The following is a 21,023-nucleotide window of genomic DNA, read 5'->3' as shown; positions in this document are numbered from 1 at the left end:
CCCGTTAGAGTGGGGGCATGCATGACTTATTTGAGCTAGTCAACGGCGACTGGGTGCGCGAGCACGAGATTCCCGCCGACCGCGGTATCGACGGGGCGTTCTACGCCCTGCGCGACAAGTCGGAGGAGGACGTCCGCGCCCTGCTGCAGCAAGGCGACAGTCTCGGCGCCACCCTGTACGCCTCCTTCATGGACACCGACACCGTCAACGGTGCCGGTGTATCTCCGCTGGATGCGGACCTGACCAAACTTTCGGTGAAAAGTGTGGAGGACTTCGCCCGCGCGCTCGGGGATCTGGAACGGGTCGGCATCGGTGCGCCGCTCACCTACTGGGTGGAGAAGGACTCGCAATCCGAGGACGCCGTCGCCTACCTGGTGCAATCGGGTCTGGGCCTGCCGGACGAGGCCTACTACCGCGCCGAGGAGCACGCGGAAACACTCGCCGCGTACAAGGAACACGTCGCGCGCATGCTTGGTTTCCTGCCGCCGATGTACCTGCTGGGGCTGGATCCAAAGACGGCCGCCGAGCGCATCGTCAACTTAGAGTCCAGCCTCGCCGGCAGCCACTGGGACGTGGTCCGCTCCCGCGACGCGATGGCCACCTACAACCCGACCACGCTGGATGCGCTCCCCTCAAACGTCCAAGCGCTGCTGCGCGCCTCCGGGCTTAACGACGGCAAAGTCATCGCCATGATGCCCTCCTACATCGAAGACTTGGACGCCATGCTGCGCCCCGAAACCCTGGCAGATTGGCAGCTGTGGGCCGCGTGGAACATCCTGCGCGCCCGCGCCGGCGTGCTCACCGAGGAGATTGGGCAGGCGAATTTCGAGTTCTACGGCACGAAGCTCTCCGGGGCGACCGAGCAGCGCGACCGGTGGAAGCGCGCCGTGGGCCTCGCGGAGTCTTTGGTGGGCGAGGAGATTGGGCAGGTGTACGTCGAGAAGCACTTCCCGCCCTCGAGCAAGCAGCACATGCTCGAGCTGGTGGACTACCTGCTCGCCGCCTACCGCGAGCGCATCAGCGCGCTGGATTGGATGACCGAGGGCACCCGCGAGCGCGCGCTGGAAAAGCTCGGCCAGTTCCAGGCCAAGATCGGCTACCCGGACCGCTGGCGCAGCTTCGAAGGCTTGGAGTTTGACCCGGAGCAATTGGTCGACAACGTTCGCCGCGGCAGCGCCTTCGAGCACGACTACCAGCTGTCCAAGATCGGCAAGCCGGCGGATCGCTCCGAGTGGGTGACCACCCCGCAGACGGTCAACGCCTTCTACAACCCGGTGATCAACGACATCACGTTCCCCGCCGCGATCCTGCAGCCGCCGTTCTTCGACCCGGAAGCTGACGCGGCCGAGAACTTCGGCGCGATCGGCGCGGTCATCGGCCACGAGATCGGCCACGGCTTCGACGACCAGGGCTCGCGCTACGACGGCGCGGGCAACCTCAACTCTTGGTGGACCGATGAGGACCGCGCGAACTTCGAGGCACTGACCAAGCAGCTCGTCGACCAGTTCGACGGCCTGGTCCCGTCCGTGCTCGGCGAGGACTCCCGCGGTGTCAACGGCGAGTTCACCCTCGGCGAAAACATCGGCGACCTCGGCGGCCTCGGCATCGCCGTCGTGGCCTATGAGCGTTACCTCAAGGAGCGTTCGCTTGACGACGGCCCACTCGCCCCCTTCGGCGACCTCGACGGCGAGTACACCGGCTTCCAGCGCCTCTTCCTCGCCTGGGCGCGTGTCTGGCGCTCGAAGACCCGCCCGGAGATGGCTGCGCAGCTGCTGGCCATCGACCCGCACTCGCCGAACGAGTTCCGCTGCAACGTCATTGCAGCCAACGTCGCCGAGTTCTACGAGGCGTTTGATGTGGAGCCGGATTCCAAGATGTGGATCGCCCCGGAGAAGCGGGTGAGGATTTGGTAGACGAGTACCCGGAGAACATCCAGGGCGACCCGAACTTCAACGTGGGCGGCGTGGACCGCCAGCTTCCCGACGACCTCCAACTCGAGCAGCTACGCAGCTACATCGAGTCCACCTACGATCCGGAGTCTCCCCAGTACCTCGCCCTGCTACCGGACCGGATCACACACGCGGCGATGCTCATGCTCGGCTCCGCGGTCGACCACACGATGCCCGGGGTGGCCTACACGGACAACATTTCGCAGAAAAGTTGCGAGTTGGGTGAGATCTTCGGAGAGTCCACGTCCTGGATCATCAGCCTGTGGGACGGGCCGAAGGTTGCCAAGGAGCACTTCTTCCGCCCGGAAGCAGCGGCGCTCGCGCAGCTCTCCGGGTGCGCGGTGCTGGATGTGGATGACGTTGGTGCAGCTTCCCGAGCCGTAGATTTCGCCCGCGCTAATGGCGCAGAAACAGTTGCCGTATGGGCGTTTTCCTCTGGGTGTGGCTACATTCCGGATGGTGCCGACAAAGTCGCCCTCACTTTTCCCACAAAAGTTGTGCCCCTGGATGTGCCCACCTTTACCCAGGTCGGAACTGCAGATTCCATCGGCGCGAAAATCGAGGGCGCGGAGACCTACCACTCGACGCACTACATTCAGACGCCGGCGGAGGCGCGTCGAAAAGTGCGCGACCTCGCCGACTTCTTCCGGAACTAGAGCTCGAGGACCGAGTCCGCTTCGCTGAACTCCTCCGGGGCGGGCTCGGGGGCCTCGACGAGGAAGGCGTGGGCGCCGGTCGGGTCCTGCATGGCGAGCATCGGGCCGAAGGGCGAGTCCCCCGGGCCGGCGAGGACCTTGCCGCCGAGCATCTCCACCTGCTGGCGCGCCTCGGAAATATTCGGGACTCCCAAAAAGCTCTGCCAGCCGGCCGGGTTCTCCTCCACGCGCATCCCGAGGAAAGGCGAACCCTCCACCATCGCGAGGTAGTAGCCCTCCGACTCCTTGATTTCCCAGTCGAAAAGGTCGCCGTAGAAGTCGATTGCTTCCATGTTCGGGGCGCTGTACTCGTACCAAACCGGCACCCCCGGCTCGCCGGCAGCGACGAACTGTTCCTCGCCGGCGGGCTCGATCAGGCCGAAGACGCCGCCAGCCGGATCCTGGCACACGTGCATCCGGCCCAGCGACACCTCGGAGGAGGCGACAACTTTTCCGCCAAACTTTTCCACATCGGCGTTACCCAGGAAGTATGTCACCCACGCGGCCTGCTCCCCGGGGACAATGCCGGCGACTGGGAGGCCTTCCTTCTTAGCCACCCGGTAGGTCTCGCCAGTGGTCTCCCAACCGAGGAGCTTGGAGTAGAAGTACGTGGACTTCTGTTGATCCGGCGTGAGTAGGTCCTGCCAGTAGGGCATTCCGGGCTCGGCACTGAAAGCGGGCATGAATAGGGTCTCCTCCAACCTGACGAAGTTAAACGCCCATCGTAGTTTAGGGCAGGTTGCGCCACTTTTCGGGGTCGAAGTCGTCGTTGGCGGTGCGTTCGTCGAAGTAGTCTTGGTCTTCAGCGTCTTCAGCGCCAGTGACGACGGTGGCGGAGGTGCCGGCGAGGTCGACCACGTCGGCGTCGACAAGCGAGAAGCCCCGCGAGGTGACAACCTCGCCGTTGACCTGCACCTCGCCGGCCGCGATGACTTCTTTTGCGTGCCCGCCGGACTCGACGAGGTTAGCGAGCTTGAGGAATTGGCCGAGCCGGATCGAGTCTCCGGAAATTGCGACGTCCATTTACGCCAACTTCACTGCCGTGCCGGTGGCGGTAACCATGAGCAGGCTGTTGTCCGCGCCGAGGGCGTCGTACTGCACGTCGACGGAGACCACGGCGTCGGCGCCCATCTGCTGGGCGCGGTTCCACAGCTCGTTGAGTGCGGAGTCGCGCGCCTGGATGACCTCGCCCTCCTGCGACTGGACGCGACCTGCGAAGTCGCGGAACATGGCGAGACCGATGATGGTTTCGCCGCCGATCACGCGCATGTACTCGGTGATCTGGCGGCCTTCGACGTTCGGGGTCATAGTCAGAATCATATGACCAACGATAGTCGCTAACGCTCGGCCTGGTCAGTCGGCATGATGTTGAGGGTGTCGATGTTCACGTGTGGTGGCAGGCTCGCCACCCAGCGGATCGCCTCCGCGATGTCTTCCGCGGTGAGGTTGAGCTTGCCCTCGTAGACGGCGGCCGCCTTCGCCTCGTCGCCCTTGAACCGGTTGAGCGAGAAGTCCGTCTTCACGCGGCCCGGGTCGATCTCGGTGACGCGGATGTTTTGCTCGGCCTCCTCGCGGCGAAATGCACGGGTGATACCACGCAGCCCGTACTTCGCCGCGTTGTAGCCGGACCCGCCCTTGTACGCGTCCGTGCCCGCGACCGAACCGACGTTGATCACCAGGCCCTCCGACGCCTTGAGCTGCGGGTACAGCGCGCGGGTGACCCGCATCGTACCCATCACATTCGTCTCAAACATCCACTCCCAGTCCGCATCGTTCGCGTCCCGCAGAAAGTCGAGTTCCTTCGCGCCGCCCGCGTTGTTGACTACCAGGTCGACCCGCTCGAGCTGGGCCGCAAGCTTATCGACGCTCACCTGATCCGTCACATCCAACTCCGCCGCAACCCCGCCAATCTCCTTGGCGATCGCCTCGCACTTGTCCAGACGCCGCGCCGCGACGACAACGTGCCAGCCGTCCTGTGCCAACGCACGAGCTGCCGCCGCGCCAATACCTGCAGAACCGCCAGTGACTACCGCTACTTTTTGTACTGTCATGTGTTTAGGGTAACAAAATTGTGCGCGCCCCACTGAAGATCATCCACGCTGCGAGCGCCACGAAGATCGCGCCGGTGACCTTGTCCACCACGTGACCATAGGTTTTGATGACCCCGCCCAACTTTGCGGCCAAAAGTGCGAACCCCACGAACCAGACCACGCCCGTCACGATCAGCAGCAGCGCTTCAATTACCCCGGCATTAAACTGCGCGAAGATCGCCCCGAAGAAGAGGATGGCCTTCGGGTTGGAAAGGTTCGTGGCCAAGCCGAGGCGAAAGGGCTTGCGCACCGTCGACGCCGCCGGCACGTCCGGGTTACTGGCGTTGCGGATCGCGCTCAGCCCCATCCAGCCGAGGTACGCGCCGCCCACCAGCTGCAGCACCGCAAGGACCTGCGGAAACGTATTCACCAGCGCGCTCAGCCCAGCTATCGACGCCACAATCCAGCACGTGTTGCCCACCATGATCCCCAGCGCACACAACACCCCGGCGCGCCGATCCTTCGTGCCCACGCGGATGAGCTGGAAGAGGTCCGGGCCCGGGCTCGCAATCGCCGCGATCCACGTGGCAAGAAGCAGAAACATGCATTTACCCTAACCGCATGACGAATGATTGGTATAAGCCGGAGACCTTGCCCGACCACCAGCCAGGTTGGGCGCTGCTTCGCGAGTTCAACGCCCTCCACAACACCGACCCCCAACGCGCCCGGGAACTTTTGGCCGAAATCTTCCCATCGAGCGAGGTCCCCGAGATCTGGGCGCCGCTCCACCTGGAGTACGGGGCAAACACACGCTTTGGGCCGGGCTGCTTCATGAACTTCAACTGCACCATCCTCGACATCGCGGACGTGGCCATCGGCGCGGGCACCCTCTTCGGGCCCGGCTGCCAGCTCATTACGGTGGAGCACCCGCTCGACCCCGACGATCGCGCCGCTGGCTGGGAGCGCGCGAAACCCATCGTGATCGGCGAAAACTGCTGGTTCGGCGCGGGCGCCATGGTCATGCCGGGCGTGCACATCGGCGACCGGTGCGTGATCGCTGCGGGGGCGGTCGTGACGAAGGACCTTCCCGACGACTCGCTCGCCGCAGGCGTGCCCGCTGTGGTTAAACGGAACATCGCAAAGCACGCGAATTAGCACAGGTAGGCCACCATTTCCAAATCTCCTCTGCGATAACCCTTGCGAATAGAACATGCGTGCGCTACTTTGAAGGAAAGTTCATTTCGAGGGGTGACACCGTGACCACTACAACCAAAAGCCCGCCAGCCCATTTCCGTACCCAACGACCCGACGACCCAATAAGTTCCGCCGGCCAAGCCGTCCGCGACGCCCACTTCGCCGTCTTTTCCCCGTACATCGACACCGAAATCGAAGACTTCGACATGCGTGTGACTCAAATCCAGCAGGCCACCGCGTGGTCGAAAGGCTTCGTCGAGCGCGGCATCCTCGCCTTCGCCACGCTGGGCCTCCTCCCGCGCCTGCAAGCGCTCCACCGCGCCTCCCGCCTGCTCGACATGTCGCACCTCGTCGCCATCGAGCGGGTCCTCGCCGAGCTCGGGGAAAAGGTCGACCCCGAGGCGCTCTCGCTTATCGACGATGCGTTGACCTCCCTCTTCACCCCCCCCCGCACCAACCAGCACATGCCCCAACGCCACACGGTGACCCGCCGCATCCGGGAGCTGATCCGACAGATCGACCCGGAGCGCGCCTACGACCAGAAGCAGCGCAAACAGCGCGAACGCTCCCGCTCGCAGGAGCAGGTCAGCTTCGATGCCTTCCTGTTGGACGGGGTCGAGCAGTCCATCGTGCAGCTGAACACAAACGAGCTCAGCGCCGCCCGGTGCCGAAAGAGCATCATGGCGGCGGCGCGCGAGCACAAGGTGACACTGGCCGAAGCCATGATCAAGCTGCTCACCGGCGAGGTCACCCCCACGAATGCGCCAGTCCTGCACTGCTACGCGCCGAAAGGCCGCGAGCCGGGTGATCCAGTGCAGTTCCCCGGCCATGGCTGGACGGGGCCTGAGGCAACGGCAGCGCTCGATGAGTGGATCGCCAAAACCGGGGCGAAAGTGCTGGACATGGACGAAGCTGCCAACGCCTCCACGCCCAGCTACAGCCCGACTGCCGAGATGCGCGACTACGTCACCGCTCGCGACGGCACCTGCGTCTACCCCGGCTGTACCGCGCCGGCACACTCGTGCCAGCTAGACCACCGCATCCCCTTCGACGAGGGCGGCGAGACCACCCCGGGCAACCTGTTCCCACTGTGCCAGCACCACCACAACCTGAAGACGGATAAGCGGGCGAGCTACGTCCCCGACCCGGTCACCGGCGACATCATCTGGCTGTTTTCCGACGGCACCTACGAGATCAACGAGCCGGACGGGCTCCTTGGCCGACAGGTCACCCCGACCAACCCCCGGTGGCGCTCCAGCCTCGCCAGCGTGCGCGCGAACCGGGCACGGACGGCGGAGTTCAACGCCAAGGGCCACGCCATCCTCGACGACTTCGACCGCGACCAGGACCTCACGGAGGCCAAGGCACGCATCGCGGCGCTGGAAGACGAGTACGGCATGACCTTCCAGCCCAAAGACGTACTCCCCGACTACGACCCCTCCAGCTACGTCGAGCGAGCGCTCGCGGAGCTCCTCCCCGCCTAGCGCAGGTAGAACGTGTCCACCACCTCGTACTTCGGCCCGCCGCTGCGGCCCCGGCCGAGGTGGGACTCCATGAGGTGGACTTCATCCACGGTGAAGTCGGGGCCGGAGTAGACGGAGAGGGCGTGGGCGTGGTCGTCGAGAAGCAGCATGTCCCGTGTCCTGGTGCCTTTGCGGGCGACGGTCAGGTGGGCGCGCTGGCGGTGCCACTGCTCTGGGTCGAGTTGGCAGTCCGCCATCAGGTCTTTGAGCGGCGCTTTGTCCCCGCCGACGCCGATCCACAGGGTGCGGCGGTCAAAGCAGCCCGCGCCGCGCAGGTGGAGGCGAAGAGGCCGAGTAAACGCAGTCGCCTGCGAGAGGTGGTCGCTCACGGCGGCGGCGTCGTTGGGCTGGCTGCCGTAGAAGGCGCAGGTGATGTGCCAGTTGTCGGGGTCGGTCCAGCGCGTTTCAGTGCCGGAGAAGTCCCTGATTGGGCGCAAGGCGGTGACGAGGTGCTCGCGGACCTCATCTGGTGGGACGATCGCTGCGAAGAGACGTCTCATGCCCCTCACGCTACCCTGGAAACTCATGTTTGACCTTGCGAAAATCGGACAGGGCCTGCCCGTGGCGAATTCCCTGGACCAACTGCCGGATTCCGGGCCGCTCGTGGTGCAGGCACCGCCCGGCACCGGTAAGACAACGCTGCTGCCGCCGGCGATCGCGAACAAGGTCGGCAAAACTATCGTGACCGCTCCGCGCCGCGTGGCGGTCCGGTCTGCGGCGAGGAGGCTCGCGCACCTCGACGGTTCAACTTTGGGCCAAAAAGTTGGGTATTCGATCCGCGGCGAGCACAAGGACGGCTCGCTCGTCGAGTTCGTGACGCCGGGAGTCTTACTGAATCGCCTGCTCAAGGACCCGGATCTTCACGGCGTCAACGCGGTCATCCTCGACGAGGTCCACGAACGCCAGCTGGACACCGACCTGCTACTCGCCGTGTGCATGGAGGTGGCGGTGCTGCGCGAGGACCTCTACCTTGCCGCGATGTCCGCGACGCTGGATGCGAAAACCTTTGCCACCCACATGCGCGCGCAGATCCTGTCGACGGAGGCAATCACCCATCCGCTGGAGATTGAATACGCACCCCATCCAGAGCGCATCCAAGGCACCCGCGCGTTCTACCAGCACGTCGCACGCCTGGCGGAAAACAGTGACCGCCGCACCCTCGTGTTCGTGCCCGGCGCGCGCGAGGTTGACCTGGTGTGCGGCACCTGCACAGACGCAAAGCCCCTGCACGGCCGCCTTTCCTCCGCCGAGCAGGACGAGGCGCTCAATGGCGACTCTCAGGTGGTTGTTTCCACCAGCGTCGCTGAGTCGTCGATTACCGTGCCGGGCGTGCGCCGGGTCGTGGACGCGGGACTTTCCCGAGTCCCACGGCGCGACAACCGCGGAATGACGGGCCTGGTCACGGTCTCAGAGGCGGTCACCAGCGCGGAGCAGCGGGCGGGCCGCGCGGGTCGCCTCGGGCCGGGCGAAGTTGTCCGGGCGTTTTCCCGCGAGGAGTTCCAGAAGTTCGCGCCCGACATTTCTCCGGAAATTGCCACCAGCGACCTCACCTCGGCGGCGCTCGCCATCGCGGCGTGGGGCTCGCCCGACCTGCCGCTGCTCGACCCACCGCCGGAGCAGTCGCTTGCCGACGCCCACGCCACCCTCCGCGACCTCGGAGCCCTAGACGAGAACAACGCGATCACAAGTTTTGGCCGAAAGCTTGTTGCGCTGCCGCTGGACCCCCGGCTTGGTGCCGCGTTGCTGAAGTACGGATCGGGGGCGGCGGTGTGCGTCGCAAAGCTTGGCGACATGGACGCGAAACGACTCGCGCGCCTGGTGCCAACAACTCCGAAGGTCCCAGACGGCGACGTGATCGCGACCGCGTTTCCGCAGTGGGTGGCGAAGCGCATCGGCGACGAATACCTGCTCGCCAGCGGCACCCGGGCAACTTTTGGCGGAAAAGATGAGTGGATCGCCGCCGCCGAGGTACAAAGGACCGCCCGCGGGGCGATCATCCGCGAGGCTGCGCCCTACCACCTGCCGGAGGAGCGGGTTACAGAAGAAATACGAGCGGCCCTCCAGGGCGGCAAGGTCCGCGGGCGCAAGGTCCGGGCCGTCGGCGCGATCGAGTTGAGCTCCACGCCGGTGCAGCTGTCGCCGGAGGAGGCGCAGCGGGCCCTGAAGGACCTTTCCCTCCGCGACTTCCAGCTCGACGACGGAGCAAAGCGCCTCAAAGCGCGCCTCGACTTCCTGCACGAGCAGCTCGGCGACCCGTGGCCGGACGTTGCGAAAGGCGACTATTCGGTGGAAGCCATGGAGTTGGCGAACGGGGCGTCGATAAGCCAGCTCAACATGCGCAACGCGCTCTTGAGGCAACTGCCCTGGCCGGAGGCATCACAGCTTGACGAGCTCGCGCCGGAAAGGCTGCCGATCGGCCAGATCGACTACTCCACCGGGCGCCCGATCGTGCGGGTGAAGCTGCAGCTCGCGTTTGGACTCGCAGACTCGCCGGTGATCGCGGGACGCAAGCTTTTGTTCCACCTGCTTTCTCCTGCCGGGCGCGAGCTCGCGGTCACCGACGACCTGCGCAGTTTCTGGGACGGGCCGTACCAAGACGTCCGCAAAGAGATGCGCGGGCGCTACCCCAAGCACCCCTGGCCGGAGGACCCGTGGAGCGCCACGCCGACCGCGCTGACTAAAAAGCGTCAAAACTAACAGTTTCCTGGGTGTGCCAGGTAACTTATCCGTCATGACTACCCGTGCCCACACAGTGACTATGTGGACGTTGGTCTCCCTGATCATCGGTTCCACAATCGGCTCCGGCATCTTCGCCCTGCCGCAGAATATCGGCTCCGTGGCGAGCCCCGGGGCGATGCTCATCGGCTGGGTGATTGCCGGCGTGGGCATGCTCTCGATCGCGTTCGTGTTCCAGATCTTGGCGCGTCGGAAGCCGCACCTGGACTCCGGCGTGTATTCGTATGTGCGCGCGGGTCTTGGCGACTTCATCGGGTTCACCAGCGGTCTCGGCTACTGGCTCGGCTCGGTGATGGCGCAGGTGGGCTACGCCACCCTGTTCTTCTCCACCATCGGCTACTACGTGCCCGCGTTCAAGAACACGTGGGTGCTCGCGGGCGCGGTCACTATCCTGACGTGGACGATCTTTGCCATGCTCACGCGCGGGGTGAAGCAGGCGGCGGTGATGAATGTGATCACGACGATCGCCAAGCTGGTGCCGATCCTGTGCTTCATCGTGCTGGTGGCGTTCCTCGGCTTTTCCTGGGACAAGTTCACGCTCGACTTTTGGGGCGATAATTCGGCGATTCCGTTTTCCCAGCAGCTGCAGGGCATCATGCTCTACACGGTGTGGGTGTTCATCGGCATCGAGGGCGCATCCGTCTACTCTAAGCAGGCACGCACGCGTAACGACGTCGGCCGCGCCACCATCATCGGCTTCCTCTCCGTCCTGCTTCTGCTGGTCGCGGTGTCAACGCTCTCCTACGGCGTGCTGACCCAGCCGGAGCTGGCGGCGCTGCCGGAGAACTCGATGGGCGCAGTCCTTGAGGCAGTGGTCGGCCCGTGGGGCGGCGTGTTCATCTCCATCGGCCTGTGCCTGTCGGTGCTGGGCGCGTACGTGTCCTGGCAGATGCTGTGCGCGGAGCCGATCGTGCTCATGGCTAACGACGGCCTGCTGCCCAAGGCCCTGGGCAAGACCACCAACTCTGGTGCACCGTTCCGCGCGCAGCTGGTGTCCACGCTGGTCATCCAGCTGTTCGTGATCATCTTCTTCGCTAACGAGGCGTCGTATAACGCGATGGTGCAGCTGGCCACCATCATGTACCTGCTGCCGTACATCTTCTCGGCGCTCTACCTCGTGCTGCTCAGCTTGCGTGGCAAGGGCTTGAGCCACCCGCACGCGGGCACGCGCTTCGACGACTCGGGCCCGGAAACCACCCGCGCGGAGAACCAGCGCCACATGCTCATCGGCGCGGTCGGGTTCGTGTACTCCCTGTGGCTGATTTACGCGGCGGACCCGGTCTACGTGCTGCTCGGCGCGCTCGCGGTGGTCCCGGGCATCATCCCGTATGTGTGGACGCGCATCAGCAACAAGGAGCGCCTGTTCAACGCCTTCGAGTGGGTCGTCGTCGGCATTGTGGTGCTCGGTGCCGTCGTCGCCGTGCTCAAGCTTCTCGACGGCACCCTCACCCTCAGTTAACGCCAATCACCGGCCACAGCACCTCAGTGATGCGCTTGGCCAAAAGCTTCGCGCTGCCCACGTTGAAGGTCGAGCGCAGGATCACCGCGCCGACGACCATCGCGCCCACCACGCCCGGATCGACACCTGCGCGCAGGGTGCCGTTGCTCTGCGCGTCCTCGATGTCCTCGATGAACTGGTCGTAGAAGGACTCCTCGAAGCGGTCACGCCACGCCACGACGAGCGGATCGGCGGTGGCGATGAGCGAGCCGAACACTCTCGTGCCCACATTGTCCTCGACGAAGGCACCGAGCTCAGCAATGTAGTCGCGGAACGCATCCTTGGTCAGCGGTTTTCCGGCCTCGCAATAGTCGACGGGCTTCGGGATGGAGATCGCAATGTGGTCCAGCGCGTCGACCAGCATTTCCTTCCGGTCTGCGTAGCGCCGGTAGATGGTCGTCTTCGCCACGCCGGAATCGGCCACGACGGCGTCGATGGACGTGGCACCGAACCCCTCCTGCTGGGCGATGCGCAGCACAGAGTCGTAGATGCGCTCCTCCGTCGTAGGCTTCTTCGCACCAGATGTTTTTGATTGACTATCTACACGGCTCATAGCTACGTATTCTGGCATACTAGCCCGCCCGAGTCAGATATTCCTGCCACCCAAGTCGGGCACAAAGGACGACTACCAGCACAAGTAGTGCGACACGCACGAGTTTCGAGCCGCCCTTGAGCACCGTTCTTGCCCCCAATTGGGCACCCACCACGTTCGCCACGGCGAGCACGAGCGCGAGCTTCCACTGCACGTAACCGCCCGCGATGAAGACGGCGAGCGCGCCGAGATTAGTCGCGGTGTTGATCACCTTCGCCATCGCCGCCGACTGCAGAAACGCTTGCGAGAACACAGCGGTAAAGCCCATGATGAGAAACATGCCGGTGCCGGGCCCGAAGATACCGTCGTAAAACCCGACTGCCCCGGCGAGCGCAAGCCCCGCGATCGCGCGGCGGCGGGTAAACAGCTGCTGGTTTTTCGTGCCAAACTCCGGCTTGCAGGTGACGAAGATGCCGACGGCGAGCAGCAGTGCGATGATGATGGGGCGCACAACCGAGTCGCTAATCAACGCCACCGCGAGCGCGCCCCCGGCGGAAGCACATCCAGCGGCGAGCGCGTAGCCCCAGGTCAGCTTGGGCACCCCAACTTTTCGCACAAAAGTTACCGACGCCGAGGCGGTACCAGTGACCGCCGCGACCTTGTTCGTGGCCAAGACACTCGCGGCGGGGAGCCCGGTGGCGGACATGAGCACCGGGATGAGCACGAGGCCCCCGCCGCCGATCACCGCGTCGATCCACCCGGCGGCAAGAGACGCGGCAGCGAGCAGCACGAGAGTAGACATATCGCTCACGCTACTATCGGGGCCTATGCAGCGTTGGATATTTGTCGCCCCGGCCTCCGTGCTGTTGGGCTGGATACTCTCCGCGCTGCACGTGCCCGCGGCATGGATCCTCGGCGCGCTTCTCGCCGCCGGCACGTGCGCGTTGACTACTGGCGAAGAGCTGCGGGTCAACGAGCAGGTGTTTAAGCTCGCCCGCGGCGCGATCGGCGTGATGGCGGCGCTGCCGCTGGTAGGCATCCCGCCGCGGGACTTGCTTCCCTTTATCGTGCCGGGTCTGCTCGCGGCGGCGTTTGTGATCATGCTCGCCTTCGTCGGCGGCATCCTGCTGGCGGATCGTGGGGTCTCGCGGGAGACGGGTGTGCTCTCGTTGCTTGCGGGCGGGGCGTCGGTGATGCCGGCGATCGCAAAGGAAGTGGGCGCGGACGTGCGCTACGTCGCGCTCACCCAGTACCTGCGCCTGCTGGTGGTCTCGATGACGCTGCCTTTGGTCGCGGGGCTTTTGGACGCGCCGCAGACCCACGCGCCGAGCGCACTCGAGCCCTATTGGTGGATGTGGCTGCTTGTCCCGGCGCTCGTGCTTGTGGGCCAACCGGTGGGGAAGCTCCTGAAGCTCCCAAACTCCAGCGTGTTCGGCCCGATGCTTGCGACGGTCGCGTGCGGCGCGGTGGTCCCCTTCGAGATCGTGCCGCCGGAGCCACTGATGATCGGGGCCTTCCTGTGCCTCGGCTGGATCTGCGGGGGCGGGCTGTCGGTGCCAGCGCTGCGGCACTTCAGCACACTCCTGCCCGCCACGCTTGCCTACATTGCGCTGCTTATGGGTGCATGTGCCGCTTCCGGCTGGGCGGTGGCGAAGTGGCTGGGCATTAGCTTCTACGAGGGCTACCTCGCCACCACCCCGGGCGCGTTGGAAACCGCGCTGGCACTCTCGGCGGAAGGTGGTGCGGGGCCTGCGGTGGTCTCGCTGCAGATTATCCGGCTCATCTGCATCCTGATTTTCGCAGGCTACCTACCAAAGATTTTGCGGAAACTTTAGTGGCTGAGCACCGCGTGGGCGAGCATGTCCATCGGCATGGAGCCGAGTGAGAGCGCCTTGCGGTGGAACTCGCTCACCTCCATACCTTGGGCCAGCGCCTGCTCGCGCAGGTTGCACCAGTCCCGGTAGCCGATGGCGTAGGAGGGTGCCTGGCCCGGCCAGCCCATGTAGCGGTCCAGCTCGAAGGTGAGGTGGGACTCGGGCATGGCGCAGTTGTCGCGCAGGAAGGCCTTGGCGTACTGGGCGTCCCAGGTGCCGCTGCCGTCCGGCGTGGTCTTCTTCAGGTGGACACCGATGTCCACCATCACGCGCGCCAGGCGCAGGCGGCGGGAATCTAGAAGGCCCATGCGGTAGCCGGGCTCCTCGAACCAGCCGTACTGCTCCATGAGGTGCTCGGCGTAGAGCGCCCAGCCCTCCATGTGCGCGGAGTTGAAGCACATGGAGCGGCGCCACAGGTTGAGCTCGCTGCGGTTGAGCAGCGCGCTACCCTGCTGCAGGTGGTGGCCGGGGATGCCCTCGTGGAAGACGGTGGCCAGCTCCCGCCAGGTGTGGAAGGTCTCCTGGCCCTCCGGCACGGACCACCACATGGTGCCGGGCCGCATGAGGTCGTCGCTCGGCGGGGTGTAGAAGATGCCGCCGGAGCCGGCGTGGTCGATCGCGGTTGCGACCGGCGGCAGGCCGTCGGGAAGCGGGAAGCTGTCTTGGACGCGCTCGTTGACCTCGTCCATCCAGGCCAGCAGGGCGTCAGTGCCGTGCAGCGTGTAGCGCTCCTCGCGGTTGAGCCGCCGGTACGCGCCCGCCACCGTGGTGTCCGCGCCGTACAGCGACTTCGCCAGCGCCGCTTGCTTCTCGACGGTCTCCGCCAGCTCCTCCCGCGCCCAGCAGTACGCTTCATCCAAGTCCACATCGCGGCCGAGGAAGAATTCGGAGAACAGCTCGTAGCGGTCGCGGCCCACCCCGTCCTCGTGCTTCGCCTGCGGCGAGAGGTCGGTGGACAGCCAGTCGGCGAACGCGGCGAACGCCTCCTTCGCATCCTCGACCACCTTGGAACCCGCGGGGATGCCCAGGTAGTCCAGGGTGGAGCCGGACTCGCCGAGGCTCTCGCACTGGTTAATCACCGCGTCGATCTGGCGGTGCGAGGCGACGTCGCCGCTGTTGGCCGCCTCCGTGAGCGACTCCTTGTACCCGCGCAGCGCCGCCGGGACCTTCGCCATGCGCGCAGTGATGTGCTCGAAGTCCTCCTCGGTGACCTTCGGCATGAGCAGGAAGGCGTCGCGGATCGTCTGGACCGGGGAGTCGATATTGTTCAGGCGGCGCAGGAACTCGCCCCGGTGGTGCAGCTCCAGCTGGAAGGCAAGCCGGTCGCGCAGGATCGCGGCGGTGAGCCTATCGACGTCGTCGAAGTCGTCCTCGTCGTCCGAGGCGTCGGTGCAGTCGTTGAGCGCATCCACGTCAGCGATGAGGTCGCGGACGCGGTCGGCCACGGCACTCCAGTACTCGGGACTGAAGTCCTCCAGCTCAGCGTCGAAGCCATCGAGCCCGATCTGGGTGCCCATGGTGGGGGTGAGTTCGGCGTAGTCGTAGACGAAGTCCTCACACGTGGCGTCGAGAAGCGAGGGCTCGCGCTCTTTCTGCGGTTCGGTCATGGCAGGCCAGTCTATCCCAACTGGGCTTTTGATGACCACACACCGAAAAACAAACCAAGCTGTCTAAAACGATGTTTTAGGTGGTGACAGCGATTTTTCGGCACCTCAATGACCCCCAACTGGACAAAGCGGTCTGCCAGTGAGTAAATATATTCACATGAGTTCCTCAACTGCGCCGTTTACCCGACCGAGCACACCTGCGGCGAAGTGCCTCCACCTGATCCGCCTGCAGGAACTAACCTCCCGCAGCGAGCTCGTCGAGGCCACCGGACTCTCCCAGCCCACCGTCACGCGCGCCATCGCCGCGCTCACCCAGGCTGGATTCGTCAACGAGCGCACCGACCTCGCCCGCGCCAACGGCCGCGGCCGCCCGACCATCCCGATCGAGCTCAACGATCGCGAGCCCATCCACGCCGGCATCGCGGTGGGTACCGGATTCGCCTACATCGCCGTCTTCGACATCCGCGGACGCATGCTGCGCTGCGCCGACCTCGACCTGCCGGTCGCGCACCTAAGCCAGGACGACGTGGTGCAGCACCTCATGGCGGGGCTCAACCGGCTCACCGCCGGCCTCAACCGCCCGCTGGCCACCGTCGGCGTAACCGCCTCCGGCACCGTGTCCGAGGACGGCACCGTCATCGCGGTCAACCTCGGCTGGGACGGGGTGGACCTCGCTGGGCAGATGCAGGAGCAGTTCTCGGTGCCGGTGACGGTGACGTCGATTAGCGCGGCGATCATTGGCTCCGAGATGCAGTCGAGCCGCGACCTGACCCCGTCCTCCATCATGGCGCTGTTCGCCGACGACTCGATCGGCTGCGCCATCTCCACCGCCGACGGGGTGCACCCGATCCGCGTGCAACGGCGCGAGCTGACCACCAGCGGCCTGATCGATAACATCGGCTCGCCAAAAATCCGCTCGCTTGCCGACGCCGTCGAGGACAGCTCCGCCGGAACCCGCGCCGCACTCGACGAGCGCGCCCGCGGCCTGGGCAGCCTCGTCGCGGAGCTGAGCGGCGAATACTCGCCCGACACCGTGGTCGTCGCCGGCAGCGCCTTTAACGAAGACCCGCGGTCCACCGCGCCGTTCGTCCGCACCGTCCGGAAGAAGAGCACCACCCCGCCCGCACTACGGATGATCCCCACGCACAAGGAGATCGTGCGCGACATCTCGCGCGCGGTCGCCCTAGACTTCGTACTCCGCGAGCCCCTCGCGGTGGCGGCGGGCTAGCTCCACGTAGCCGGCCGCGTGCTTCACCCGCTGCTCGCGGGTTGCTGGATCCAAGGACTTGCGCACCTTCGCCGGCACGCCCGCAGCCACGGAAAACGGCGGGATCTCCTGGCCCTCCAGGACCACTCCCCCGCCGCCGACAATGCTGCCCTCGCCCACGCGCGCGCCGGAAAGCACGGTCGAGCTCATCCCGATGAGGCACGCCGACTCCACGTGGCAGCCGTGCACGAGCGCGAGGTGGCCGACCGTGACGTCCTCCTCCAGCACCGTCGTGTGGCCAGTCTCGACGTGGATAACGGCGCCGTCCTGCACATTGCAGCGCGCGCCGATGACGATCGCGCCCACGTCGCCGCGCAGGACCGCGCCTGGCCAGATGTTGACGTCTTCGCCGATGGTGACGTCGCCAATCACGGTCGCACCCGGCGCGATGTACGCGCTCGGGTGGATCTGCGGGGCCTTGCCCTCGAATGCATAAATGCCTGCCATGGTGTGCTCCTTACACGTGTGAGAGGTTCCGTTCCATACTACTCGGTCTAGATGTGTCGGATTAGTAATTTCTTTCCGACCTGCTAGTGTTCGGCAAGTAAAAACTGACCTGTTCATTATTTCGCATTGGAGCGCACATGTCTCTCCCCAAGTGGGCCACCGGGTTCGGTGCCCAAGTCATCTACGGCCTGATCATCGGCCTTGTGCTCGGGCTCATTGCCGACGACTGGCTCGCCGGACTCCTCGAGTGGGTCGGCGGCACCTACGTCCAGCTGCTCAAGCTGCTCATCCCACCGCTGGTGTTCACCGCGGTGGTGACCTCGATTGCCAAGCTCCGCGAGGTGACCAACGCGGCCCGACTCGCCGCCCAGACCCTGATCTGGTTCGCCATTACCGCGTTCTTCTCCGTGCTGATCGGCATCGCCGTCGGCGCGATCCTCAAGCCCGGCGCGAACTCCACCGTCGATGCCGCCGACGCCGCCGAACCGTCGACCACCGGCTCCTGGATGGGCTTTTTGGACTCCGTCGTGCCCTCCAACTTCCTAGGCCTTGGCACGAACGGCGAGTCCGTGAGCTTCAACGTCCTGCAGATCTTGGTCGTCTCCCTGCTCATCGGCATCGCCGCCGTGAAGGCGGGCAAGTCGGCCGAGCCGTTTATCCAGTTCTCCGAGTCGCTGCTCTCCGTCATCCAGGTCGTCCTGTGGTGGGTCATCCGCCTCGCCCCGATCGGCACCGCGGCACTGATCGGTAATGCGGTCGCCACCTACGGCTGGTCGGCTATGAGCAGCCTCGGCCAGTTCGTCCTGGCCATCTACATCGGCCTCGCCCTGGTCATCTTCGTGCTCTACCCGCTGGTACTCGCTGCGAACAAGATCAACGTCGTAGAGTTCGCCCGCCGCGTCTGGCCGGTAACCATGCTCGGCTTTGTTACCCGCTCCTCCATGGGTGTCATGCCGGTGAACCAGCGCACCGTCGAGCAGTCGATGGGCGTGCCCACCGAGTACGCCTCATTCGCCATGCCGCTCGGCGCGACCACCAAGATGGACGGCTGCGCCTCCATCTACCCCGCCATCGCCGCCCTGTTCGTCGCGCAGTTCTACGGCATTGACCTGGGCGCGACCGACTACCTGCTCATCGTGATCGTGTCCGTGCTGGGCTCGGCCGCCACCGCCGGCACCACCGGCGCGACCGTCATGCTCACGCTGACGCTGTCCACACTGGGCCTGCCACTGTCCGGCGTCGGCCTGCTGCTGGCTGTCGAGCCGATCATCGACATGGGGCGCACCGCCGTCAACGTCACCGGCCAGGCCGTCGTCGCCGCCGTGGTGGCCACGCGCGAAAAGATCCTGGACAAGCAGGTCTGGGACAACTTTTCGGCCAAAACTTCCTAAAGCTCCAGCCCGTCGAGGATCGCGTCCATCGCCTCGGCGACCCCGGTGCGCCACAGCGTCGTCGCCTTCGGGTCGCCGCGGCCCGGCCCGCCGTTGACCACCGAGACGGGTTTGCCCTGCTTGCGGGCGTCGATGACGAAGCGGTAGCCGCTCATCACCGCAAGCGACGTCCCCAGGGCGAGCACAGAATTCGACTCATCCAGCCATTCGCGCGCCGCTTCTCGACGCCCCCTCGGCACGTTCTCCCCAAAGTAAACCACCGACGGCTTTAGCCGCTGCCCGCCGCACGCCGGGCAGTCGATCATGCGGAAGCGCTCCACATCTTCTGCGCGCAGCTCCACGTCGCCGTCGGGGTTGATCATGCTTCCTGTGACCTCGACGGAATCGAAATAGTTGGGGTTGGCTTGGGTGAGCAGAGCGTCGATAAGCGAGCGGGCATGGCGCGCGCCGCAATCGAGGCAGACGACTTCTTCCATATCCCCGTGCAGCGCGATGACCTTGCGCGAGCCGGCGGCCACATGCAGCCCGTCGACGTTTTGCGTGACAATCCCGGTGAGCAGCCCGGCGCGCTCCAGCTCGACCAGCGCGAAGTGGGTGCGGTTCGGTGAGGCTGCGCGCATGAACTGCATACCGACGAACGCACGCGCCCAATAGCGGCGCACCTGCTCCGGCGAGTGCGCGAACTCCTGGTACGTCATCGGCCGACCCTTGGTCAGGCGGCCGCCTGCGGAGCGGTAGTCGGGGATGCCGGAGTCGGTGGACACGCCCGCGCCGGTGATCACCAGGACGCGGCCAGCGCGCAGCTGCTCTACTACCCGCTGGATCGCAAGCTCCGGGTCCGTCGGCGTGGTGGTTTCGTGCACGACCCGCTCGATGGAGCGCACCGCGCTCGCGTGCGCCATCTGGACGGCCGGGTCGTCGAAGGAACTTAGCGGAATGGGAGCTCTCCAATCGTGCGGCGCAGCTTGCGGGTGCGCAGCCGCTGCGGGTTCTTCGCCAGCTTCTCCATCGCGCGCACCGCACACATCACGTGGGCCTCCTTCGAGTTGGAGTAGAAGGCCTGCGCGGCGGCGGGCAGTTTCGGCACCGCGTGCAGCGGCAGGTCGGACACGGCCAGCAGCGCGCCGTAGGGGACGCGGTAGCGATACCCATTCGCGGCGATGGTGCAGGACTCCATGTCCACCGCGGCCGCCGTCGAGCCGCGCAGCCACTCCCACAAATCCTGCGGGGTCTTCCACTCCCAGTTGCGGTCGCCGGTAGATAGCACGGTGCCGGTGCGCATGAGCGCGGAGTCCTCGCCATAGATCTTGGAGACCGCCTTCTCCAGGGTGCGCTGGATCTCGGGTACGGCCGGGATGGGCGAGTCGGGGCGGATGTGCTCGTCCAGCACGGTGTCCTTGCGCTCATACGCGTTGCCCAGGATGAGGTCGCCGATGCGCATGCGCGCGTCCATGCCTGCACAGTGCCCAATCATGATCCACGCCTCCGGGCGCAGCACCGCCAGCGAGTCGGTGATGGTCTTCGCGTTCGAGGGACCGACGCCGATGTTGATCATGGTGATGCCGTCGCCGTCCTCGGTAACCAGGTCGTAGCGCGGCATCTGGTACTTCGCGTCGCCTTCCGGCACGACCAGGCGCGTGTAGCGAGAACCTTCGCGCGCCAGCTCCGCGGTCCCGAACTTCACGAACTCGGTGACGTGCATGTCGTAGTTGGTAAACAGGATGTACTTCTGCAGCGACTCGACCTGGATGCCCGTGTAGTGCTCGAGCCGGGCGAGCGCGAGGTCGAAGCGCTGGGGCCCGAAGTGGAAGAGGGGCTTTTCGGCCCCGTGGAAGGCGTCCCAGTGGCCGTCGATAATCGCGTCGTGCACGTCGTCGAGCGCGGGCCGCGGCACGTGGGGCGAATTGCCGGCGCGGGCGGCGGTGCCCCGGATGTACTCGGGCGGGATGCGGGTGTCCGAGTAGCCGACGCGGATGACGCACTCGTAGTTGGTGGTGAGCGCCTCGAGCTGCGCGCGCAGGTACGGTGCCATCAGATCGGGGCGGGAGAGCTCGGCGCTGTAGACGCCGGCCTCATCGACGTAGCCGAAGGGCTCGGAGCGATCCACCGGCACCCAGTTATCAATCGTCACGGACAGCTTGGGGTAGTAGACATCTTCGTAGCGCGCGTAGTCCCCGCTGCTCATCGCGTCGCGCGCACACTCGCACGACGCTTCATAGAGCTCAATGAGCGTATCGACGGCCACGTGCGCACTTCCCACAACATCCATAGCGCCTAGAC

Annotated in this window: 21 protein-coding genes; 9 read left to right on the top strand and 12 right to left on the bottom strand. The window is 65.6% G+C overall.

The window, feature by feature from the left end:
* Window positions 1-17 precede the first annotated feature (17 nt).
* Complete coding sequence (locus HMPREF2550_RS01015) at window positions 18-1,913, top strand: M13 family metallopeptidase (protein ID WP_070789147.1); 1,896 nt, start codon at window positions 18-20, stop codon at window positions 1,911-1,913.
* Window positions 1,877-2,605 (top strand): alpha/beta hydrolase, encoded by a 729-nt coding sequence (locus tag HMPREF2550_RS01010; protein ID WP_246819712.1) that lies wholly within the window; start codon window positions 1,877-1,879, stop codon window positions 2,603-2,605. Before HMPREF2550_RS01015 ends, HMPREF2550_RS01010 begins: the two co-directional genes overlap by 37 nt.
* On the opposite strand, the gene HMPREF2550_RS01005 is transcribed toward HMPREF2550_RS01010, so the two are convergent.
* The 5 genes from HMPREF2550_RS01005 to HMPREF2550_RS00985 are packed head-to-tail and all read right to left on the bottom strand — an operon-like array spanning window position 2,602 to window position 5,278.
* On the bottom strand, window positions 2,602-3,327 hold the full coding sequence (locus tag HMPREF2550_RS01005; RefSeq protein ID WP_070762818.1) for a VOC family protein: 726 nt from the start codon (window positions 3,325-3,327) through the stop codon (window positions 2,602-2,604). The genes HMPREF2550_RS01010 and HMPREF2550_RS01005 overlap by 4 nt on opposite strands.
* A gap of 46 nt (window positions 3,328-3,373) precedes the next feature.
* A complete protein-coding gene (locus HMPREF2550_RS01000) occupies window positions 3,374-3,667 on the bottom strand; it encodes an RNA-binding S4 domain-containing protein (RefSeq protein ID WP_038587651.1) in 294 nt (97 codons plus the stop codon).
* Window positions 3,668-3,964 (bottom strand): heavy metal-binding domain-containing protein, encoded by a 297-nt coding sequence (locus tag HMPREF2550_RS00995; protein WP_070762820.1) that lies wholly within the window; start codon window positions 3,962-3,964, stop codon window positions 3,668-3,670.
* A gap of 17 nt (window positions 3,965-3,981) precedes the next feature.
* Window positions 3,982-4,695, bottom strand: a complete 714-nt coding sequence (locus tag HMPREF2550_RS00990) for an SDR family oxidoreductase (RefSeq protein WP_070762821.1) — start codon at window positions 4,693-4,695, stop codon at window positions 3,982-3,984.
* 4 nt (window positions 4,696-4,699) lie between these two features.
* On the bottom strand, window positions 4,700-5,278 hold the full coding sequence (locus HMPREF2550_RS00985; RefSeq protein WP_070762822.1) for a LysE family translocator: 579 nt from the start codon (window positions 5,276-5,278) through the stop codon (window positions 4,700-4,702).
* 17 nt (window positions 5,279-5,295) lie between these two features.
* Between HMPREF2550_RS00985 and HMPREF2550_RS00980 the strand changes: the two genes are divergently transcribed.
* A complete protein-coding gene (locus HMPREF2550_RS00980) occupies window positions 5,296-5,829 on the top strand; it encodes a sugar O-acetyltransferase (protein WP_070762823.1) in 534 nt (177 codons plus the stop codon).
* Between the two features lie 101 nt (window positions 5,830-5,930).
* On the top strand, window positions 5,931-7,352 hold the full coding sequence (locus HMPREF2550_RS00975; protein WP_141760479.1) for an HNH endonuclease signature motif containing protein: 1,422 nt from the start codon (window positions 5,931-5,933) through the stop codon (window positions 7,350-7,352).
* On the opposite strand, the gene thpR is transcribed toward HMPREF2550_RS00975, so the two are convergent.
* Window positions 7,349-7,891: an RNA 2',3'-cyclic phosphodiesterase gene (gene thpR / locus HMPREF2550_RS00970; protein ID WP_070762825.1), complete on the bottom strand. Its 543-nt coding sequence runs from the start codon at window positions 7,889-7,891 to the stop codon at window positions 7,349-7,351. The genes HMPREF2550_RS00975 and thpR overlap by 4 nt on opposite strands.
* A gap of 25 nt (window positions 7,892-7,916) precedes the next feature.
* Here thpR and HMPREF2550_RS00965 point away from each other — a divergent pair, with 25 nt between their 5' ends.
* Together HMPREF2550_RS00965 and HMPREF2550_RS00960 are read left to right on the top strand one after the other, a co-directional pair.
* On the top strand, window positions 7,917-10,088 hold the full coding sequence (locus tag HMPREF2550_RS00965) for an ATP-dependent RNA helicase (RefSeq protein WP_070789141.1): 2,172 nt from the start codon (window positions 7,917-7,919) through the stop codon (window positions 10,086-10,088).
* Between the two features lie 34 nt (window positions 10,089-10,122).
* The gene (locus HMPREF2550_RS00960; protein ID WP_070762827.1) at window positions 10,123-11,586 is read left to right on the top strand and encodes a basic amino acid/polyamine antiporter; all 1,464 of its coding nucleotides are present in this window, start codon (window positions 10,123-10,125) and stop codon (window positions 11,584-11,586) included.
* Here the strand turns inward: HMPREF2550_RS00960 and HMPREF2550_RS00955 are convergent.
* Together HMPREF2550_RS00955 and HMPREF2550_RS00950 are read right to left on the bottom strand one after the other, a co-directional pair.
* Window positions 11,579-12,178: a TetR/AcrR family transcriptional regulator gene (locus HMPREF2550_RS00955; protein ID WP_070789140.1), complete on the bottom strand. Its 600-nt coding sequence runs from the start codon at window positions 12,176-12,178 to the stop codon at window positions 11,579-11,581. The genes HMPREF2550_RS00960 and HMPREF2550_RS00955 overlap by 8 nt on opposite strands.
* 19 nt (window positions 12,179-12,197) lie before the next feature.
* On the bottom strand, window positions 12,198-12,959 hold the full coding sequence (locus HMPREF2550_RS00950) for a TSUP family transporter (protein ID WP_070789138.1): 762 nt from the start codon (window positions 12,957-12,959) through the stop codon (window positions 12,198-12,200).
* A gap of 25 nt (window positions 12,960-12,984) precedes the next feature.
* Between HMPREF2550_RS00950 and HMPREF2550_RS00945 the strand changes: the two genes are divergently transcribed.
* Window positions 12,985-13,992 (top strand): AbrB family transcriptional regulator, encoded by a 1,008-nt coding sequence (locus tag HMPREF2550_RS00945; protein WP_070762830.1) that lies wholly within the window; start codon window positions 12,985-12,987, stop codon window positions 13,990-13,992.
* Here HMPREF2550_RS00945 and HMPREF2550_RS00940 read toward each other — a convergent pair.
* Entirely contained in the window at window positions 13,989-15,638 is a 1,650-nt protein-coding gene (locus HMPREF2550_RS00940) for a DUF885 domain-containing protein (protein WP_070789136.1), read from the bottom strand. The two genes, HMPREF2550_RS00945 and HMPREF2550_RS00940, sit on opposite strands and share 4 nt — an antisense overlap.
* A 157-nt stretch (window positions 15,639-15,795) precedes the next feature.
* On the opposite strand from HMPREF2550_RS00940, the gene HMPREF2550_RS00935 reads away from it, so the two are divergent.
* Window positions 15,796-16,866, top strand: a complete 1,071-nt coding sequence (locus tag HMPREF2550_RS00935; RefSeq protein WP_070762832.1) for an ROK family protein — start codon at window positions 15,796-15,798, stop codon at window positions 16,864-16,866.
* Here the strand turns inward: HMPREF2550_RS00935 and HMPREF2550_RS00930 are convergent.
* Entirely contained in the window at window positions 16,822-17,352 is a 531-nt protein-coding gene (locus HMPREF2550_RS00930; protein WP_070762833.1) for a gamma carbonic anhydrase family protein, read from the bottom strand. The two genes, HMPREF2550_RS00935 and HMPREF2550_RS00930, sit on opposite strands and share 45 nt — an antisense overlap.
* 137 nt (window positions 17,353-17,489) lie before the next feature.
* Between HMPREF2550_RS00930 and HMPREF2550_RS00925 the strand changes: the two genes are divergently transcribed.
* On the top strand, window positions 17,490-18,743 hold the full coding sequence (locus HMPREF2550_RS00925; RefSeq protein ID WP_070762834.1) for a dicarboxylate/amino acid:cation symporter: 1,254 nt from the start codon (window positions 17,490-17,492) through the stop codon (window positions 18,741-18,743).
* On the opposite strand, the gene HMPREF2550_RS00920 is transcribed toward HMPREF2550_RS00925, so the two are convergent.
* Window positions 18,740-19,645 carry a Sir2 family NAD-dependent protein deacetylase gene (locus HMPREF2550_RS00920; RefSeq protein ID WP_070762835.1) on the bottom strand — a complete coding sequence of 302 codons (906 nt, stop codon included), beginning with the start codon at window positions 19,643-19,645 and terminating at the stop codon, window positions 18,740-18,742. The two genes, HMPREF2550_RS00925 and HMPREF2550_RS00920, sit on opposite strands and share 4 nt — an antisense overlap.
* Before the next feature lie 26 nt (window positions 19,646-19,671).
* Window positions 19,672-21,012 carry an AMP nucleosidase gene (gene amn / locus HMPREF2550_RS00915; RefSeq protein ID WP_070789134.1) on the bottom strand — a complete coding sequence of 447 codons (1,341 nt, stop codon included), beginning with the start codon at window positions 21,010-21,012 and terminating at the stop codon, window positions 19,672-19,674.
* Window positions 21,013-21,023 lie beyond the last annotated feature (11 nt).

It is taken from the genome of Corynebacterium sp. HMSC074A01, from assembly GCF_001831515.1.
Lineage (GTDB): Bacteria > Actinomycetota > Actinomycetes > Mycobacteriales > Mycobacteriaceae > Corynebacterium.
This window is presented reverse-complemented; position numbering and strand designations above follow the sequence as displayed.

Bases quoted from the DNA above. Each gene is read 5' to 3' on its own strand.
- HMPREF2550_RS00925 (WP_070762834.1), top strand. From the start codon at position 17,490: ATGTCTCTCCCCAAGTGGGCCACCGGGTTCGGTGCCCAAGTCATCTAC.
- HMPREF2550_RS00960 (WP_070762827.1), top strand. From the start codon at position 10,123: ATGACTACCCGTGCCCACACAGTGACTATGTGGACGTTGGTCTCCCTG.
- HMPREF2550_RS00950 (WP_070789138.1), bottom strand. From the start codon at position 12,959: ATGTCTACTCTCGTGCTGCTCGCTGCCGCGTCTCTTGCCGCCGGGTGG.
- HMPREF2550_RS00965 (WP_070789141.1), top strand. From the start codon at position 7,917: ATGTTTGACCTTGCGAAAATCGGACAGGGCCTGCCCGTGGCGAATTCC.
- HMPREF2550_RS00995 (WP_070762820.1), bottom strand. From the start codon at position 3,964: ATGATTCTGACTATGACCCCGAACGTCGAAGGCCGCCAGATCACCGAG.
- HMPREF2550_RS00920 (WP_070762835.1), bottom strand. From the start codon at position 19,645: ATGGCGCACGCGAGCGCGGTGCGCTCCATCGAGCGGGTCGTGCACGAA.
- HMPREF2550_RS00980 (WP_070762823.1), top strand. From the start codon at position 5,296: ATGACGAATGATTGGTATAAGCCGGAGACCTTGCCCGACCACCAGCCA.
- amn (WP_070789134.1), bottom strand. From the start codon at position 21,012: ATGGATGTTGTGGGAAGTGCGCACGTGGCCGTCGATACGCTCATTGAG.
- HMPREF2550_RS00955 (WP_070789140.1), bottom strand. From the start codon at position 12,178: ATGAGCCGTGTAGATAGTCAATCAAAAACATCTGGTGCGAAGAAGCCT.
- HMPREF2550_RS01005 (WP_070762818.1), bottom strand. From the start codon at position 3,327: ATGCCCGCTTTCAGTGCCGAGCCCGGAATGCCCTACTGGCAGGACCTA.
- HMPREF2550_RS00985 (WP_070762822.1), bottom strand. From the start codon at position 5,278: ATGTTTCTGCTTCTTGCCACGTGGATCGCGGCGATTGCGAGCCCGGGC.
- thpR (WP_070762825.1), bottom strand. From the start codon at position 7,891: ATGAGACGTCTCTTCGCAGCGATCGTCCCACCAGATGAGGTCCGCGAG.
- HMPREF2550_RS00935 (WP_070762832.1), top strand. From the start codon at position 15,796: ATGAGTTCCTCAACTGCGCCGTTTACCCGACCGAGCACACCTGCGGCG.
- HMPREF2550_RS00945 (WP_070762830.1), top strand. From the start codon at position 12,985: ATGCAGCGTTGGATATTTGTCGCCCCGGCCTCCGTGCTGTTGGGCTGG.
- HMPREF2550_RS00940 (WP_070789136.1), bottom strand. From the start codon at position 15,638: ATGACCGAACCGCAGAAAGAGCGCGAGCCCTCGCTTCTCGACGCCACG.
- HMPREF2550_RS01000 (WP_038587651.1), bottom strand. From the start codon at position 3,667: ATGGACGTCGCAATTTCCGGAGACTCGATCCGGCTCGGCCAATTCCTC.
- HMPREF2550_RS01015 (WP_070789147.1), top strand. From the start codon at position 18: ATGCATGACTTATTTGAGCTAGTCAACGGCGACTGGGTGCGCGAGCAC.
- HMPREF2550_RS00990 (WP_070762821.1), bottom strand. From the start codon at position 4,695: ATGACAGTACAAAAAGTAGCGGTAGTCACTGGCGGTTCTGCAGGTATT.
- HMPREF2550_RS00930 (WP_070762833.1), bottom strand. From the start codon at position 17,352: ATGGCAGGCATTTATGCATTCGAGGGCAAGGCCCCGCAGATCCACCCG.